The organism is Streptomyces sp. NPDC002490 (assembly GCF_040296045.1).
Classification (GTDB): Bacteria; Actinomycetota; Actinomycetes; order Streptomycetales; family Streptomycetaceae; genus Streptomyces.
This window is the reverse complement of sequence record NZ_JBEOWM010000012.1, coordinates 14,425-31,025: the sequence shown is the minus strand read 5'-3', so window position 1 is coordinate 31,025 and position 16,601 is coordinate 14,425. Positions and strand designations below refer to the sequence as shown.

The window sequence follows — 16,601 nt, the reverse complement described above, 5'->3', positions numbered from 1 at the left end:
CTGCGTAGACGCGGCTCCGTCGCGATGCTCCTACTGGAGCTGTCAGCAGGACGGGGGAGCGTCCCGGCCGCAGTGCCGGTACGCCTCGGAGTTGTTGGTTCCGGGGGGCCCGGGAACGTCCATCGGCGCAGGTCACCGGGCATGTCCCCATCGTCCCAAGGCCGTTGGGCGCACACCGATCGGAAGATCCAGTTCCAAACCTTGAACACAAATTGCACACACCCCCTCTCCATACCGGCGCCGATGGTCTAGATTGACCGTGCTTCAGCTGCTCGGAAGCGAAACGAACGATGAACGATCTCTAGTCCGGCGTGACGAACAGCCAGCATTCGCCGCCCCCGCACCGCGGGGGGCGGGCGATCACGGAGCCCGAGGGGGGCCCTGGACGCGGGGAGCGTCCGAGGTCGAACGGGTTCTGCACACGGTGAAGGTTCAGCAGGGCACAGCCGTGTCCGCTGCCGCCGGGGTGGGCTGTTCGCACGGCAGGGACCTCGTCGGAAAGGCATGCGCGGGAGACCGAGGTCTTCCGGGAGGAACAGCGCGGCGCGGGAGGCGGGGGCCTCTCGAAGGAACAGTGTAAGGCGCACACGTCGAACCGCTGGGAACCTGGGGGGTTCTGTGGAGCAGGGGGGATTAGCCAACCCGTTGCCGTCGGCACACGGGCGTCTGGCGAACGGGGTGATCGGCCGCCCCGAGATCGACTGGGAGGAACGTTACCGCCGTACCGTGATCGCCAGCGATGCCCTGGCCACCGCCTTCGTGGTGGCGGCCATCGGCAACTTCTTCGGGGTCCGGGACGCCGCCAACTGGCACGAGAAGTGGGGCATCCTCGCCTTCGGCACCGAGCTGCTGGTGCTGGGAGCGCTCGCGGTGAGCCGGTCCTGGTCCCCGGCCGTACTCGGCCAGGGAGCCGAGGAGTTCCGCCGGCTCGGGCACTCGCTGTTCATGGCCGCCGTCGTGCTGGCACTCGGCGGGATCGCCCTCACCTCGCGCAACATCAAACTCTGGATCTTCGTCGCGATCCCCGCGATCGCGCTGGTCACCATGAGCGCGCGCTACCTCCTGCGCCTCCGGCTGCACAAGCAGCGCAAGGAAGGGCGGTGCCTGAGACCGGTGCTCGCCGCCGGGAGCACGGCCACCGTGCGCGACCTGATCACCCGGGCCCGCAAGTTCCCGCACCTCGGCTGGCGGGTGGACGCGGTCTGCACCACGGACGGCCGCGGGCTCGACGGCGACCAACTGGACGGAGTGCCGGTCGTCGGCCGGCTGGTGGACGTCGCCGACCACGTGCGCCGCGGCGGCTACCGCGTCGTCGCGGTCACCCCCGACCCGCACTGGTCGCCCGACCGGCTCCAGCGGCTGGCCTGGAACCTGGAGGGCAGCGACGCCGACATGGTCGTCGCCCCCGTGCTCATGGAGGTCGCCGGCCCGCGGCTGCACGTCGACGCGGTGCTCGGGATACCGCTGCTGCGGGTCAGCATGCCGACCTTCACCGGAGGCCGCCGGGCGGTCAAGGCGGTCGTGGACCGGATGGGCGCCGCGATCCTGCTGATGCTGTTCGCGCCGCTGATGCTGCTCGTCGGAGCACTCGTCCTGGTGGACAGCAGGGGCGGGGCGTTCTACCGTCAACGCAGGGTCGGCAAGGACGGTCGCGAGTTCACCATCCTCAAGTTCCGCACCATGGTGGCGGGGGCCGACCGGGCGCGTGCCGAGTTGGCCGACCGCAACGAGGGTGCCGGCCTGCTGTTCAAACTCCGCCGGGATCCGCGGGTGACCCGGGTGGGAGCGGTGCTGCGCCGCTACTCGATCGACGAACTCCCGCAACTCTTCAACGTGCTCACCGGATCGATGTCGTTGGTCGGTCCGCGACCTCCCTTGCCGGAGGAGTCGGCCGCCTACGGTCCGGACATCCGGCGGCGGTTGCTGGTCAAGCCCGGCCTCACCGGTCTGTGGCAGATCAGCGGACGCAGCGACCTGCCGTGGGAGGAAGCGGTCCGGCTGGACCTGCGGTACGTGGAGGACTGGTCGCTCGCCCTGGACACGGTGATCTTGTGGAAGACGCTGCGTGCGGTGTTCTACGGGCAGGGGGCCTACTGATGCGCGGGGGTCGTCGTTCGACCCGCGTGCGGACCGCAGGCCGTGGGGGCCTGCCTGGGCGGAGGGACGGAGCATGAGGATCAGCGTTTTCGGGCTCGGCTACGTGGGCTGCGTGTCGGCCGCGTGCCTGGCCGACATGGGGCACGAGGTCATCGGGGTGGACGTGAACCCGGTGAAGGTCGACCTGGTCAACGACGGCAAGGCCCCGGTGGTCGAGGAACGGATCGGCGAACTGACCGCCGAGGTCGTGCGGACCGGGGCGTTACGCGCCACCGGCGACGTCCGCGAGGCGATCCTCGGCAGCGAGGTGTCACTGGTCTGCGTGGGCACGCCCTCGGAGCCCAACGGCAGCCTGTGCACCACGTACCTGGAGCGGGTCACCGAGGAGATCGGCGCCGCCCTGGCCGAGCGGGGCGGCTGGCAGACCGTCGTGTTCCGCAGCACCATGCTCCCGGGCACCTGCACCGAGCTGCTGGTGCCGATCCTGGAGAAGAGCGCCGGCGGCACGGCCGGGGTGGACTTCGGGGTCGCGGTCAACCCGGAGTTCCTGCGCGAGGGCACCAGCGTGCGGGACTTCTTCGACCCGCCCAAGACCGTCATCGGCGAACTCGACCCGACCAGCGGCGACGCGGTGGCGGCACTCTACGAGGGCCTGCCCGGCGAGGTGTTCCGGGTGCCGGTTCCCACGGCCGAGGCGATCAAGTACGCGGACAACGCGTTCCACGGCCTCAAGATCGGCTTCGCGAACGAACTGGGTGCGGTGTGCCAGGCCCTCGGCGTGGACTCGCACCAGGTGATGGACGTGTTCCTGGCCGACCGGAAGCTGAACATCAGCCCCGCCTACTTACGCCCCGGCTTCGCCTTCGGAGGCTCCTGCCTGCCCAAGGACCTGCGCAGCCTGGTCCACGCCGCGCGGCGGGCCGACGTCGACGTCCCCATCCTCGAACACGTGCTGCCCTCCAACTCGGCGCACCTGCAACGGGCGGTGGACCTGGTCGAACGCAGCGGCAAACGCCGGGTCGGACTCTTCGGCCTCTCCTTCAAGCCCGGCACCGACGACCTCCGCGAGAGCCCGCTCGTCGAATTGGCCGAGAGGCTCCTGGGCAAGGGCTACGACCTGCGGATCCACGACGCCAACGTGAGCCTCTCCCGACTGCTCGGCGCGAACCGCGAGTACATCGAGACCCGCCTGCCCCACCTGGCCCACCTGCTCGCCGACACCGTCGACGAGGTGCTCGAACACGCCGAGGTCTGCCTGATCGGGACCAGGGACCCGGCGGTTCTGGCGGCGCTGCCCCACGGCGACGCGCCGCTGCTCATCGATCTCATCCGTCTTCCCGACGCCGACGTGCGTCGTACCGAACCGGGGTACGTGGGCCTTGCTTGGTGATGCAATCAGCGGCGACCGGACCGGTCGGCGCGCTCTGATCCTGGTGGAGAACCTCTCGGTGCCGTTCGACCGGCGGGTGTGGCAGGAGTGCACGACGCTGCGCGACGCCGGCTGGGAGGTGCACGTCATCTGCCCCCGGGGGACCAAACGGGACACGGAGTCGTACGTGGTGATCGACGGGGTGCGGATCCACCGCTACCCGCTGCGGGCGGCCACCGGCGGTCCGGCCGGCTACCTGCGGGAGTACGGATCGGCGCTCTGGCACACCGCCCGGCTGGCCCGCAAGGTCGGCCCGGTGCACGTGGTCCACGCCTGCAACCCGCCCGACCTGCTGTTCCTGCCTGCGCTCCGGCTGAAGCGGCGCGGCGCCCGCTTCGTCTTCGACCAACACGACCTGGTGCCCGAGCTGTACCTCTCCCGGTTCGACCGGGGCGAGGACCTGCTCTACCGCGCCGTCTGTGCCCTGGAACGGCTGACCTACCGGGCCGCGGACGTGGTGCTCGCGACGAACGAGAGCTACCGGGACGTGGCGGTGCGCCGTGGCGGTCGCAGTCCCGAGGACGTGTTCGTGGTGCGCAGTGCGCCCGCCGTCGAGAGATTCCAACCCGTTCCACCCGAACCGGAGTTGAAGAACGGGAAACCCCATCTGCTGTGCTACCTCGGGGTCATGGGGCCGCAGGACGGCGTCGACTACGCCCTGCGTGCCCTCGCGAAGCTCCGTGACGACCTCAAGCGGACCGACTGGCACGCGGTGTTCATCGGCTCCGGCGACGCCTTCGACGCGATGGTGGAACTGTCCCGGGAACTCGGTCTCTCCGATCAGGTGCAGTTCACCGGACGCATCCCGGACGCCGACCTGGTGCGCTACCTGTCCACCGCGGACGTGTGCCTGTCCCCCGACCCGCGCAATCCGCTCAACGACGTGTCGACCATGAACAAGGTCCTGGAGTACATGGCGATGGGCCGCCCGATCGTCTCGTTCGACCTCCGGGAGGCCAGGGTCTCCGCCGCCGACGCCGCCGTCTACGCGCCCGCTAACGACGAGGCCGTCTTCGCCGAACTCGTCGCGCTCCTGCTGGACGATCCGGAGAAGCGCGCGCGGATGGGCAAGATCGGCCAGGAGCGGATCACCGGAGAACTCTCCTGGCGCAACTCCCAGCGGGCGCTGCTCGCCGCCTACGCCGCTGCCTGCCGCGACCGCACCCGGACCTCGGCGGGCGCCCGGACACGGATAGGGAAGCGACCGCGTCGTTGAGCGAAGACACCATACGCCTGGTCACCATCGGGCGGATCCTCCGTCGGCGCGGGCGGCTCCTCACGGTCCTCGCCCTGACGGGCGCACTCGTCGGCTACGGCGCCTCGCTGGTGTTCCCTCCGCGGTACACCACGTCGACATCGGTACTGCTCCAGGGGCAGTGGGAAGAACGAGAACTGTTGACCCAGGTGGAGATCGCGACCAGTTCGACGGTGGTCGACCGCGCGGCCGCGGCACTCGGCTGGACCGGGGTCGGCTCCGCCGAACTCCGGGGCAGGGTGGGCGCCCAGGCCACGGACGGAACCATCATCAAGATCTCGGGCACCGCCGAGACCCCCGAGCGGGCGCAGCGCCTGTCCGACCGGGTGGCCCAGGAGTTCATCGCCTTCGCCACGCGGCTCGCCGGCGGCGGTGCCGAGCCGGAAGCGGCCACGGGGCCCGAAGCGCTGCGGCAGAAGGTGGTGGAGACCAACCGTCGCATCACCGACCTGGCCGAAGCGGCGGATCCGGGGCGGACCGTGGAGAGCGTGCAGACCCGGACCACGCTCGAAAAGCTGCGCAGCGCGCTGGACGAGGCCGTGAAGAAGCTGGAGGAGGCCGATCCGGCGACCGGCAGGTCCGGCATGGTCGTCATGGGTCCGGCGGCCCGCCCGGCCGAGGAGGCGCCACCGACACGGGTGCAACTCGTCGGCGCGGGGGCGGTGTCGTCCTTCCTGCTCGGGGTCGTCGGCCACCTCGCGGCCGCACGGTCGAGCCGCCGGTTGCGCACCGAGTCGGAGATCGCCGCGGCGCTGGGATCGGTGCTCCTGGGCACCGTCGACGTGCCCGTCGACCGCTCCGCAAGCCCGGCAGCTCGCGACCCACGGGCCCGGCTCCGGCACCTGCTCGCCCTCGACACCCGGTGGGACGCACCACGCCCGTCCCCCGCGGGCGACGAGAGCGGCAGCCGGATCCGCTACCAGCGCGTGTGCGCCCGGCTCCGGGACGAACGGCCCGGCTCCCACGAGCTGTTGGTGGTCGTCCCGGAGGGGGACGAGACCGCTCACCGTGCTGCGGAACGACTCGTCGTCGAGGCCCGGAACGCTCCCCCTCCGCCCGCGTCGGGCGGGGGCCGTCCGGCGCTGCGGGTGGTGCGGGTCTCGGTGTCCCGGCCGATGGTGCCGGACCGTGACGACACCGCAGCCGGCGCCCTGGTCGTGCTCAGCGCGCACCGGTGGACCGCCGAGGAGCTCGCCGGTGTCGCCGGGGCCTGCACGGACGGCGGGTACGAGCTCCTCGGCACCGTCGTCGCCGGCACGGCCCTGACCCGCCCGGCCGGGTCCGCCGACCCGGCGTCGAAGGACGACGCTCCCGCGCCCGGGGACCGAGGCCAGGCGACGGGAGAGCCGGCGTGACGACGAGCACGACGGCGAAGTCGCCCGCCGCGACTCCGCTCCTGGACCTCCAGGCACTGGTGGTCTCGGTGATCAGACGCCGCCGACTCTGGTGCACCGCAGCACTGTTGGGGCTGGTGGCCGGTGCGGCACTGGCGGTGTTGCTGCCGCCCCCGCCGAGCGCGGTGACCAAGGTGCTGGTCGCGCACAAGGAGGACCAACCCAACGACACCGGAACGCTGATCCGCACCGACGTCGCCCTGCTGGGAACCACCCGGATCGCCGGCCAGGCCCTGCAAGCCCTCGGGTCCCCGGAGGAACCGGAGGACTTCATGCAGCAGTACTGGGGAACCGGCCTGACCAACAACCTGTTGCAGATCGACGTGACCGGAGACAGCGACGCGGACGCCGTGGCCCGGGCCAAGGCCCTGGCCGACGCGTTCGTCACGGACCACGTGCGCCGGATGAGGGAGGCGGCCGAGGCCGAGGCCGAGGCGCTGCTCGACCAGCGGGACCGGATGCGCAAGGAACTCGCCCAGGTCAACGAGACCATCGGAGACCGGCCGCCGGGCAGCGACCCGAAGGCGTCGGCGAGCACCGAGTCGCTCTTCGCCCGCCGTGCCGAACTCAACTCGCGCATCGCCGACTTCGACCAGCGCGCCGCCGAAGCGCGCACCGGCACGCCCCGACTCGTCTCCGGCACCCAGATCGTGGACGGGCCGCGCGCGGTACGGCACTCCCTGCCCAAGACGGCCGTCACCAACGCGGGCATCGGGCTCGTCCTCGGACTCGCCCTCGGCCTCGCACTGGCCGTGGTCGGCACGGTGGTGGCGGACCGCCCCGTGCTGCGCCGGCAGATCGCCGGCCACCTCGGCGCCTCGGTCCTCGCGGAGCTGCGCCGGCGGCCGGCGCCCTGGCACCGCCGACGGACCCGAGCGGCACGGGAGCGGCTGGCCACGACCCTGCTCCGTGCCGTGCGCGGACCCGCGGAACCGGTCTCGCTGCTGGAACTGGGCGCCGCCCGCAGCGCCGCCGCGATCGCCGTGGACCTCGCCGCCGCACTCGCGGACGAGGGGGAGGTGGCCCTCGTCGACGCGCTGCCGGACCGCCGGCTCGTGGACGGCAAGCGCACGCCCGGGGACCTGACGGTGGTCAGCGCCGAGGACGCCGGGTCCCTGCCGCGGCCCACCCGCCGGATCGCCGTCGGCTCGCTCGCTCCCGGCACGGCCTGGACCGACCTGGAGCACCTCGGGCAGCGCACCGTGCTCGTGGTGCGCGCCGGGCACGCCAGTGCGGCATGGCTGCACACCGTGGCACGACACCTCGCGGACCGGGACGTCTGGGTGATCGGCGTGGTGCTGATCGACCCCGACCCGCGGGACCGGACCGACGGCACGCTGTGGGACGGGCCGCACACCGCGCTGCGCGGCCCCGACGGGCGACCGGCACCGCAGGACAGGACGGGCGTACCGCGGACGCGGTCGGCCCGGCAGAACGGGACGAGGCAGCCGTCGACGACGGCCGCAGGCGCCCCGGACAGCGACCAGGAGGCGCGGTAGAACATGTGTGGCGTCGCAGGCACGTACCGATGGCCGGACGGGAAGGCCGTGATCGAGCGGCTCACCGATGTCCTCGCCCATCGCGGCCCGGACGGCTCGGGCCGGTACAGCCACCCCGCGGGCGACGGCGAAGTGCACCTCGGGCACCGCCGGTTGGCCATCATCGACCTCTCCGAGACCGGCGCCCAACCGATGGTCTCGGACGGCCTCGCGCTGACGTACAACGGCGAGCTGTACAACGCGCCCGAACTCCGGGCCGAACTGACCGGCGCCGGGGTGCGCTTCCGCGGCACCTCCGACACCGAGGTGCTGCTGGAGGCGTGGCGGCGCTGGGGCACGGACTGCCTGCCGCGACTGCGCGGCATGTTCGCCTTCGCGGTCTTCGACGAGCGCACCGGTGAGCTGGTGCTCGCCCGCGACCAACTCGGCATCAAACCGCTGTTCCTGCTCCGGCGCGGCACGGGCCTGGTGTTCGCCTCCGAGCTCAAGGCGCTCGCCGCCGTGACCGGCGGATCGCTCCAGGTGGACCACACGGCACTGGTGGCCTCGCTGCTGTACTACTGGGTGCCGGACTCGCGCTGCGCGTTCCGCGAAGCGGAGAAGCTGCCGCCGGGCACCTGGCTGCGGTGCCGGCCGGACGGCCGGGTGGAGCGGGGCCGCTTCTGGAACCTGCGGGAGGTCGCCGCCGAGGGCCGGGAGCGGGCCCGCAGCGGCGAGCTGCCGGACCTGGCCGCCGTCGTCGAGGAGTCCAACCGCAGGCACCTGCTCTCGGACGTGCCGGTGGCGACCTTCCTCTCCGGGGGCCTGGACTCCAGCTACCTCACCGCGCTGGCCGCCCGTCACCGGCCCGGGATCTCCGCCTACACGATCGGGTTCCGCGCCGCCGACGCCAAGTTCGAGGCGATGCCGGACGACCTGCGCTACGCCCGGCAGGTCGCCGAGCGGTTCGGCGTCGACCTGCACGAGATCGAGATCGCGCCGGACGTGCTCGACCTGCTGCCCCGGATGACGTACCACCTGGACGAGCCGATCGGTGATCCCGCCGCCATCAACACCTTCCTGATCTGCTCGGCCGCCCGCGAGGCGGGGGTCAAGGTGATGCTCTCGGGGATGGGCGCAGACGAACTGTTCGCCGGATACCGCAAACACCTGGCCAACCTGCTGGCGCTGCGCTACCAACGCGTTCCACGGCCCCTGCGGCGCGGGGCGTCCCGGGTCGTGGACCGGCTTCCGGTCGCCACCTCCCGCCGGGGGTACCGCTCGGTGCGGTTCGCCAAGCGGTTCCTCTCCTTCGCCGACCTGCCGGAGGAGACCGCGTTCCGACGCAGCTACACCATGTACGACCGGGACGAACTGCTCGCCCTGGTCGATCCGGACCTGGCCCGGTCCGTCGAGGAGGTGCTGAGCGAACACGCCGAGGTCTACCGGGACAACGACCTCGACGACTTCGTCAACCGCATGTGCCTGGCCGATGCCCGGATGTTCCTCCCGGGCCTGAACCTCGCCTACACGGACCGGTCCAGCATGGCCGCCTCGACCGAGGTGCGGGTGCCGTACGTGGACGTCGAGGTGGTCAAGGCGGCGTTCGCGGTGCCCGGCAACCGCAAGATCGTCGGGCGGCAGGGCAAGGCCTTCCTCAAGGAGGCGGCCACCTCCGTCCTGCCCCGGGAGATCGTCTACCGGCCCAAGGGCCTGTTCAGCGCCCCGCTGCGGGCCTGGATGAGCCGTGACCTCGCCCCGCTGGTGCGCGAGGTGGTGAACGACGGGGTGCTCGTCAGCTCCGGTCTGCTGCGTCGCGACGCGCTCGCCAGGCTCGTCGCCGAGGACGCCGCCGGGCAGCGGGACTTCTCCAAACACCTCTGGCACGTACTGACCCTTGAGTACTGGTACCGCGGCGCGACCTCTGGCTCCGGCCAGGGCCGGACGGCTTGACGGCGTAGAAACAAGAGGAGCTCGTGTGAAGCAAGTTGTGCAGAACTACAAGAGCGGCGAGCTGGCGCTGCTCGACGTGCCGGTGCCGGGGTGCAAGCCGAACGGCGTGCTCGTCCGGAGCGCCTACTCGCTGATCTCCACCGGCACCGAACTCATGAAGGTGTCCGAGGCCAGCATGTCGATGCTGGGCAAGGCGCGTTCCCGGCCCGACCAGGTGGCCAAGGTCATGCAGAGCGTGGCCACCAACGGACTGACCGCCACCTACCGCAAGGTGAACAACCGGCTGGACTCCTACACCCCGCTGGGCTACTCGCTGTGCGGGGTGGTCGAGCAGGTCGGCGCCGGGATCGACGACGTGGCGGTCGGTGACCTGGTGGCCTGCGCCGGCAACGAGCACGCCCTGCACGCCGAACTGAACTGGGTGCCGAAGAACCTCTACGCACGGCTGCCGGAGGGCCTCGCGCCGCGGCACGCCGCCTTCGGCACCGTCGGGTCGATCGCGATGCAGGGCGTCCGCCGGGGCGAGCCGCAACTCGGCGACGTGGCCCTGGTCATCGGCCTCGGGCTGATCGGGCAACTGGTGGTGCAGTTGCTGGCAGCCTCGGGAGTCCGCGTCGTCGGAGTCGACCCGGACCCGGCGCGCTGCGAACTGGCCGAGCGGCTGGGCGCGGCGGCCTGCGGCGACCCCGAGTCCACGGCCGTGCAGAACGCCGTCGCCGAACTCACCGACGGCCACGGCGTGGACCAGGTGTACCTGGCCGCCGGCGGCGGCAGCAACCAGCCCGTCGAACTCGCCGCCCGGTTGAGCCGGGACCGCGGCCGGGTCGTCGACATCGGCAAGTGCCGTCTGGACCTGCCCTGGAACGCGTACTACGAGAAGGAGCTCGACGTCCGGTTCTCCCGTTCGTACGGTCCCGGGCGCTACGACCCGGAGTACGAGCTGGAGGGCCGGGACTACCCGATCGGCTACGTCCGCTGGACCGAGCGCCGCAACCTCGCGTGCTTCCTCGACCTCGCCGCCCGCGGACGCATCGACGTGGAGCCCCTCGTCTCCCACGTCGCCGACTTCGACGACGCCGTCGAGACCTACCAACGGCTGAAGGACGGCGACCTGAAGGCCGTGGCCGTGCTGTTCCGCTACCCCGACCGCGCCCCCCGCGCGGTGGAGGCGCAGGCCCCCGAAGTGACCGTGCCCGCCGTGCGGCGCAGCGAGCCGGCGCCCGCCCCGACCCGCTCCGGCAAGGGACCGGTCCGGCTGGCCTTCGTCGGCGCCGGGAACTACGCGACGTCCATGCTGCTGCCGCACCTGGCACAGCGCGAGGGCGTCGAGCTGTCCGCGGTCGTCACCACGACGGCGCTGTCCGCGGCCAACGCACAGCAGAAGTTCGGCTTCGCCGGGGCCACCACCGACCTCGACGCCGTGCTCGGCGACCCGTCCGTCGACGCGGTGTTCGTGGTCACCCGCCACAGCTCGCACGCCGAACTGACCCGCAAGGCGCTGCTGGCCGGCAAGGCCGTGTTCGTGGAGAAGCCGCTGGCGCTCACCGAGGACGAACTGGCCGACGTGCTCGCGGCGGTGAAGGAGTCCGGCAACGACCGGCTCCAGGTCGGCTTCAACCGCAGGTTCGCGCCCCTGCTGAGGGAGGGCCGCAAGCGGTTCGGCCCCACCACCGGTCCGGCGAACCTGCGCTACCTGGTGAACGCGGGCCGGCTGGACCACGGCAGCTGGTACCTCCAACAGGGCACCGAGGGCTCGCGGTTCGCCGGCGAGGGCGGACACTTCATCGACACGGCGAGCTGGCTGCTCGCGGCCGACCCGGTCTCGGTGTACGCGGTCGCCACGCCCGGCAACGAGGACCTCCAGGTCGTGCTGCGCTACCCCGGCGGATCCACCGCCACCATCAGCTACGTCACCACCGGGCCCAGCGGCTTCCCCAAGGAGACCCTGGACCTGGTCGCGGACGGCCGTGCGCTGCGCCTGGACGACTTCGTCCGCGCCTCCGTGTACGGCGGCAAGCGGTGGGTCAGCTCCCGGCTGCCCCAGGCGCGGGACAAGGGACAGCGCGCCGAACTGGACGCCTTCCTGCGGGCCGTGCGGGCCGGCGCCCCGATGCCGGTGCCGTTGGAGTCGCTGGTCGCCACCACGGCGGCCACCCTCGCGGTGCGGGCCAGCCTGGCCGCGGGCGCGCCGGTGACGCTGGCGGGCGCGCGATGACCATGAGCACGGCCTGGTACCTGCGGCGACTGTCCCGGATGGGGCCGCAGGAGGTCGGCGGCCGGGCGGCCGACGCCCTGCGCCGACGGCGGTGGCGCTCGGCGCAGGCGCACGCTCCGGGGCCGACCGACGCCCGGTTCACCGCACCACTGCCCGCCGGGGCCCTCGCCGCGGTGCCGCCGGACGCCGGCAAGCGCCTGGTCGCCGAGGCCGACCGGCTGATGGCCGGGCACGCCACGTACTTCGGGGTGGACCGCGAGGACATGGTCGCCCCGGACTGGTGGTGGGACCCCAAGACCGGGCGCCGGGCCACGGCCGGCTACGCCTTCGACGTGCCCTACCGCGACGAGGAGGCCATCGGGGACGTCAAGCAGATATGGGAGCCGTCCCGGCACCAGCACCTGACCGTGCTCGCCGCGGCCTACGCGCTCACCGGGGACGAGCGGTACGCCGAGCGGGTGGCCGAACACCTGCGCTCCTGGTGGGCGGCGAACCCGCCGCTGTGCGGAGTCCACTGGACCAGCGGCATCGAGCTGGGCATCCGGCTGCTCTCCTGGGTGTGGGTCCGTCGACTGCTCCACGACTGGCCCGGTGCGGTCGAACTGTTCGAGGGCAACCCGGTGGCGCTCCACCAGATCTGGCACCACCAGCGCTGGCTGGCCGCCTTCCCCAGCCGGGGGTCCTCGGCGAACAACCACGTCATCGCCGAGGCGGCCGGACAGTTCGCCGCGGCCTGCGCGTTCGACTGGTTCCCCTCCTCGGCGCGCTGGCGGACCGATGCGCTGCGGTCGCTGGAGCGGCACCTGCGGCACAACACCTTCCCCTCCGGCCTCAACCGCGAGCTGGCCACCGAGTACCACGGCCTGGTGCTGGAGCTCGGACTGGCCGCGCTGGCCGAGGCGGACGCCGCCGGCGTCCCGGTCCCCGGCACCGTCCGGCTGGTGCTGCTGCGCATGACCGACGCGCTCGCGGCCGTCGTGGACGGTCGGCTGAGGCCGCCGCGCCAGGGCGACGCCGACGACGGACACGGGCTGGTGGTGGACGGCGGGGGCACCGGCCGCTGGGCCTCGCTGCTGGTGACCGGGGACGCCGTGTTCGGGCGGCTGCCCTGGTGGCCGGTGGTGACCGGCACCGATGTGCGCACCCCGCTGTGGGCCGCGCTCATCCGGCCCTCGTCCCCGGCCGTCACCCGACCGGAGCACCGGCCGGCCCACTTCGCCGATGCGGGCATGACCATCCTGCGCGGCCCGGGCGAGATCTGGTGCCGGTGCGACGGCGGCCCGCACGGCTTCCTGTCGATCGCCGCCCACGCCCACGCGGACGCGCTCTCCGTGGAGGTCCGGCACGACGGGGTCGACGTGCTCGCCGACCCGGGGACCTACTGCTACCACGGGCAACCCGAGTGGCGGCAGTACTTCCGGTCGACCCTCGGCCACAACACCCTGCGGCTGGACGGCACCGACCAGTCCCTCTCCGGCGGCCCGTTCCTGTGGACCCGGCACGCCCGCAGCCGCGTCCTGACCGCCGACGCGTCCGACCCGGACACCGCCCGCTGGTGCGCCGAGCACGACGGGTACCCGGGCTCCGTGCACCGCCGCCGGGTGGAGCTGGTCGCCGACCGCCGGGAGGTGCACGTGGTCGACGTGGTGCGCGGACCGGGCCGGGCCGCGCAGCTGACGTTCCACCTGGGGCCGACCATCACCGCCGAGCTGGTGGCGGACCGGGCCGTGCTCACCTGGACCCGGGACGGGGAGGACCGCTCCGCGGTGCTCGACCTGCCCGGGCGACTGCACTGGCGGGCGCATCGCGGCGAGAACGACCCGCCGCTGGGCTGGTACTCCGCCGGCTTCGGGCGCAAGGAGCCCGCCACGACGCTGGTCGGCACCGGCTTCGTGGACGGCACCGAGGAGTTCACCACCGTACTCGCGTTCCACGGCTAGGGAGGAGAGGCGCGTGGGGATCAAGTGGCGCAGCTGGACGGTGCCGGTGGTGGCGCCGGCCCTGCTGACGACCGGCTGCGTGGGCACCCAGGGCACCCCGGCGGAACCGACCGGCACGTCCTCGGCGACCGCGGCCCGGCCCGTGGCCCGGGTGTGCGCGGGGCCCGCGGCCGGGCCGGTGAAGGCACCGGCGGGCGCGGTGACGGTCGACCCCGACGTGGTCGGCGACCTGGCCGCGAAGACCCGCAGCAGCGGCCCGAACACCACGTTCTGGCTCCGGCCCGGCACCCATCGGCTCACGCCGGACCGCTACTCCCAGGTCGTCCCCAAGAAGGGGAACAGCTACCTCGGCGCACCGGGTGCCGTGCTGGACGGTCGAAAGACCAACCAGTACGCCTTCGGCGGCGCCGCCCCCGACGTCACCATCCGCCACCTGACCGTGCAGCGCTTCGTCGCCCCGCACGACGAGGGGGTCGTCAACCACGACTCGGCCGACGGGTGGCTGATCGAGCACACGAGGATCCAGCACAACTCCGGCGCCGGGCTGATGGCCGGCGACCGGCAGCGGGTCCGCGCCAACTGCCTGCGCGGCAACGGCCAGTACGGCATGAACGCCTACAAGGCCGAGGGCCGGATCCGCGGCCTGGTGGTCGAGGGCAACGAGATCGTCGGCAACAACACCGACGACTGGGAGCGGCGGCGGCCGGGCTGCGGCTGCACCGCGGGCGTCAAGTTCTGGGCCGTCGACGGCGCCGACGTCCGCGGGAACTGGGTGCACGACAACCGTGGAACCGGCCTGTGGGCGGACACCAACAACAACGACTTCCGCATCGAGGACAACCTGCTCGAAGCCAACGACGGTGCCGCACTGATCTACGAGACCAGTTACAACGCGGTCATCCGGAAGAACACGATCCGGCGGAACAACTGGGTGGAGGGCCGCAAGCACGCCGAACGCGGCGACACCTTCCCCTACGCGACGGTCTACCTCTCCGAGTCCGGCGGCGAACCGCGGATCCGGGCCCGCACGGACAAGATCGAGATCTACCGGAACGTGCTGGAGGACAACTGGTCCGGCATCACCCTGTGGGAGAACGCCGACCGGTTCTGCAACAGCCCGGCCAACACCTCCTCCGGCCACTGCACCCTGCTGGTCCCCGACCCCGAGCGCTGCGCGCAGCCCGCCATCGCCACCGCACCGCTCTACGCCGACTGCCGGTGGAAGACCCAGCGGGTGGAGGTCCACGGCAACCGCTTCGCGCTGGACAAGTCCGTCGTGGGGTGCACGGAGAAGTGCGACCGGATGGCGGTGCTGGCCAACTACGGCACCTACCCCAACTGGTCGCCCTACCACGGGGCACGGATCTCCCGGGCGATCACCCACGAGCAGCGCAACCGCTGGTACGACAACGTCTACCTCGGACCGTGGGAGTTCGTCGCGCACGACCCCAGCCGGGTGCTCTACTTCGGACAGTGGCAGGGCACGCCCTACCAGCAGGACACGGGCAGCACCCTCGACACCCGGGCCGGTGGTTGACGGTGGGCCCGGACCTGTGCCGCGGCGCGCCCGCGAGCGGACCGGACACGGCGGACCCGCCGCAGGACGCCGGCCCGCGCCCCGTCACCCCACCGAAGGCGGTCGGCCTCGCCTGGGGGCTGCTGATCCTCAACACCCTCGGCTCCGCCGGGGCGAAGACCGTCGTCCCGCTGCCCCGCTCCCTGATCCAGATGGTCACGATGGGCGCACTGGTCGCCGCGTTCGCCCTGGCGCTCGCGTGCAACCTCCGGCTGCGCGTGCGCCCCAGTGCCTTCGTCTTCCTGCTCACCCTGCTGCTGGTGCCCAGCCTGATCTCCAGCGTCCAGTTGGAGTCCGGCTTCGGAGCGCTGTTCCGCTGCACCCGGCTGGCCCTCTTCGTCGGCACGCTGTGGCTGCTCAGCCGCTGGTGGGACGGTGGCCTGGCGTTCGTCCGGTACCACGTCCGGTGGTACTTCGCCGTGTTGGTGCTGGTGGCCGCCGGTCTGGTCGTCGCGCCCGGCACGGCCATGCCCGAGTACTACGGCGGGCGGCTGGTGGGCGCGCTGTGGCCGCTCACCCCGCCGCAGATCGGACAGTACGCCGCGGTGATCATCGGGCTCACCGTGCTCCTGCTGCTGGGCCGCCAGGTCACCGGCTCCGGTGCGGCGGTGGTCATCGTGCCGGCGATGGTCCTCCTGGCGATGACCCACACCCGGACGGCGACGGTCGGACTGCTCACCGGACTGGTCGTGGCGATCGGCTCGCTCGTCCTGACCAGCCCTGCCGCCCGCCGCTTCTTCACCCGGGCGGTGGTGTGCGCGGTGGTGGCGGCGGTGGCCTTCAGCTCCGCGCTCCAGGCGTGGTTCCTCCGCGGGCAGAGCCAGGAGAACTTCTCCAACCTCACCGGTCGGGCCAAGGTCTGGGACGCCCTGTTGGCCGCGCCCCGGACGGCCGGGGAGAAGGCGTTCGGCACCGGTCTGGGCGACAAGTCGTTCGACGGACTGCCCATCGACAACAGCTGGCTGGCCGTCTACGACGAGCAGGGCCTGCTCGGTGTCGTCCTGGTGGCGGCGATCATCGCCGTGCTGGGCGGCGTCGCCCTGCTCCGGCCGCCCTCGCTGTCGAGGGCCTGCGCGATCTTCCTGATCAGCTACTGCGCGATCTCGTCGTACACGGAGGTCGGGCTCGGCGACGCCTCGGCGTACCTGCTGCACCTGGCGCTGGCCGCCGCGCTGCTCGCGGTGCCCGCCGCGGACGCACCCGGCCCGACGGTCGAGACGCCCCCACGACCCATCCCGCGACGGGCCCGGAGGATGACCTGAGC

Annotated in this window: 10 protein-coding genes; all 10 read left to right on the top strand. The window is 72.4% G+C overall.

Going from position 1 to position 16,601, the window contains the following annotated elements; translation table 11 throughout:
• Nucleotides 1-618 precede the first annotated feature (618 nt).
• Nucleotides 619-2,097 (top strand): sugar transferase, encoded by a 1,479-nt coding sequence (locus ABT092_RS10190; protein WP_351241894.1) that lies wholly within the window; start codon nt 619-621, stop codon nt 2,095-2,097.
• Nucleotides 2,098-2,170: 73 nt separating this feature from the next.
• Nucleotides 2,171-3,487 carry a nucleotide sugar dehydrogenase gene (locus ABT092_RS10185; protein ID WP_351241892.1) on the top strand — a complete coding sequence of 439 codons (1,317 nt, stop codon included), beginning with the start codon at nt 2,171-2,173 and terminating at the stop codon, nt 3,485-3,487.
• Nucleotides 3,477-4,742 (top strand): glycosyltransferase family 4 protein, encoded by a 1,266-nt coding sequence (locus ABT092_RS10180; protein WP_351241890.1) that lies wholly within the window; start codon nt 3,477-3,479, stop codon nt 4,740-4,742. The genes ABT092_RS10185 and ABT092_RS10180 overlap by 11 nt, the downstream gene beginning before the upstream one ends.
• Nucleotides 4,739-6,136 carry a polysaccharide biosynthesis protein gene (locus ABT092_RS10175; RefSeq protein WP_351241888.1) on the top strand — a complete coding sequence of 466 codons (1,398 nt, stop codon included), beginning with the start codon at nt 4,739-4,741 and terminating at the stop codon, nt 6,134-6,136. The genes ABT092_RS10180 and ABT092_RS10175 overlap by 4 nt, the downstream gene beginning before the upstream one ends.
• On the top strand, nt 6,133-7,674 hold the full coding sequence (locus tag ABT092_RS10170) for a Wzz/FepE/Etk N-terminal domain-containing protein (protein WP_351241886.1): 1,542 nt from the start codon (nt 6,133-6,135) through the stop codon (nt 7,672-7,674). The genes ABT092_RS10175 and ABT092_RS10170 overlap by 4 nt, the downstream gene beginning before the upstream one ends.
• Nucleotides 7,675-7,677: 3 nt before the next feature.
• On the top strand, nt 7,678-9,606 hold the full coding sequence (gene asnB, locus ABT092_RS10165; protein WP_351241884.1) for an asparagine synthase (glutamine-hydrolyzing): 1,929 nt from the start codon (nt 7,678-7,680) through the stop codon (nt 9,604-9,606).
• 25 nt (nt 9,607-9,631) lie between these two features.
• Entirely contained in the window at nt 9,632-11,821 is a 2,190-nt protein-coding gene (locus ABT092_RS10160; protein WP_351241882.1) for a bi-domain-containing oxidoreductase, read from the top strand.
• Nucleotides 11,818-13,761: an alginate lyase family protein gene (locus tag ABT092_RS10155; RefSeq protein WP_351241880.1), complete on the top strand. Its 1,944-nt coding sequence runs from the start codon at nt 11,818-11,820 to the stop codon at nt 13,759-13,761. The genes ABT092_RS10160 and ABT092_RS10155 overlap by 4 nt, the downstream gene beginning before the upstream one ends.
• 13 nt (nt 13,762-13,774) lie before the next feature.
• Nucleotides 13,775-15,298, top strand: coding sequence for a right-handed parallel beta-helix repeat-containing protein (locus ABT092_RS10150; protein ID WP_351241878.1), 1,524 nt, complete (start codon nt 13,775-13,777; stop codon nt 15,296-15,298).
• A gap of 2 nt (nt 15,299-15,300) precedes the next feature.
• Entirely contained in the window at nt 15,301-16,599 is a 1,299-nt protein-coding gene (locus tag ABT092_RS10145; RefSeq protein WP_502968415.1) for an O-antigen ligase domain-containing protein, read from the top strand.
• Nucleotides 16,600-16,601: the final 2 nt, after the last annotated feature.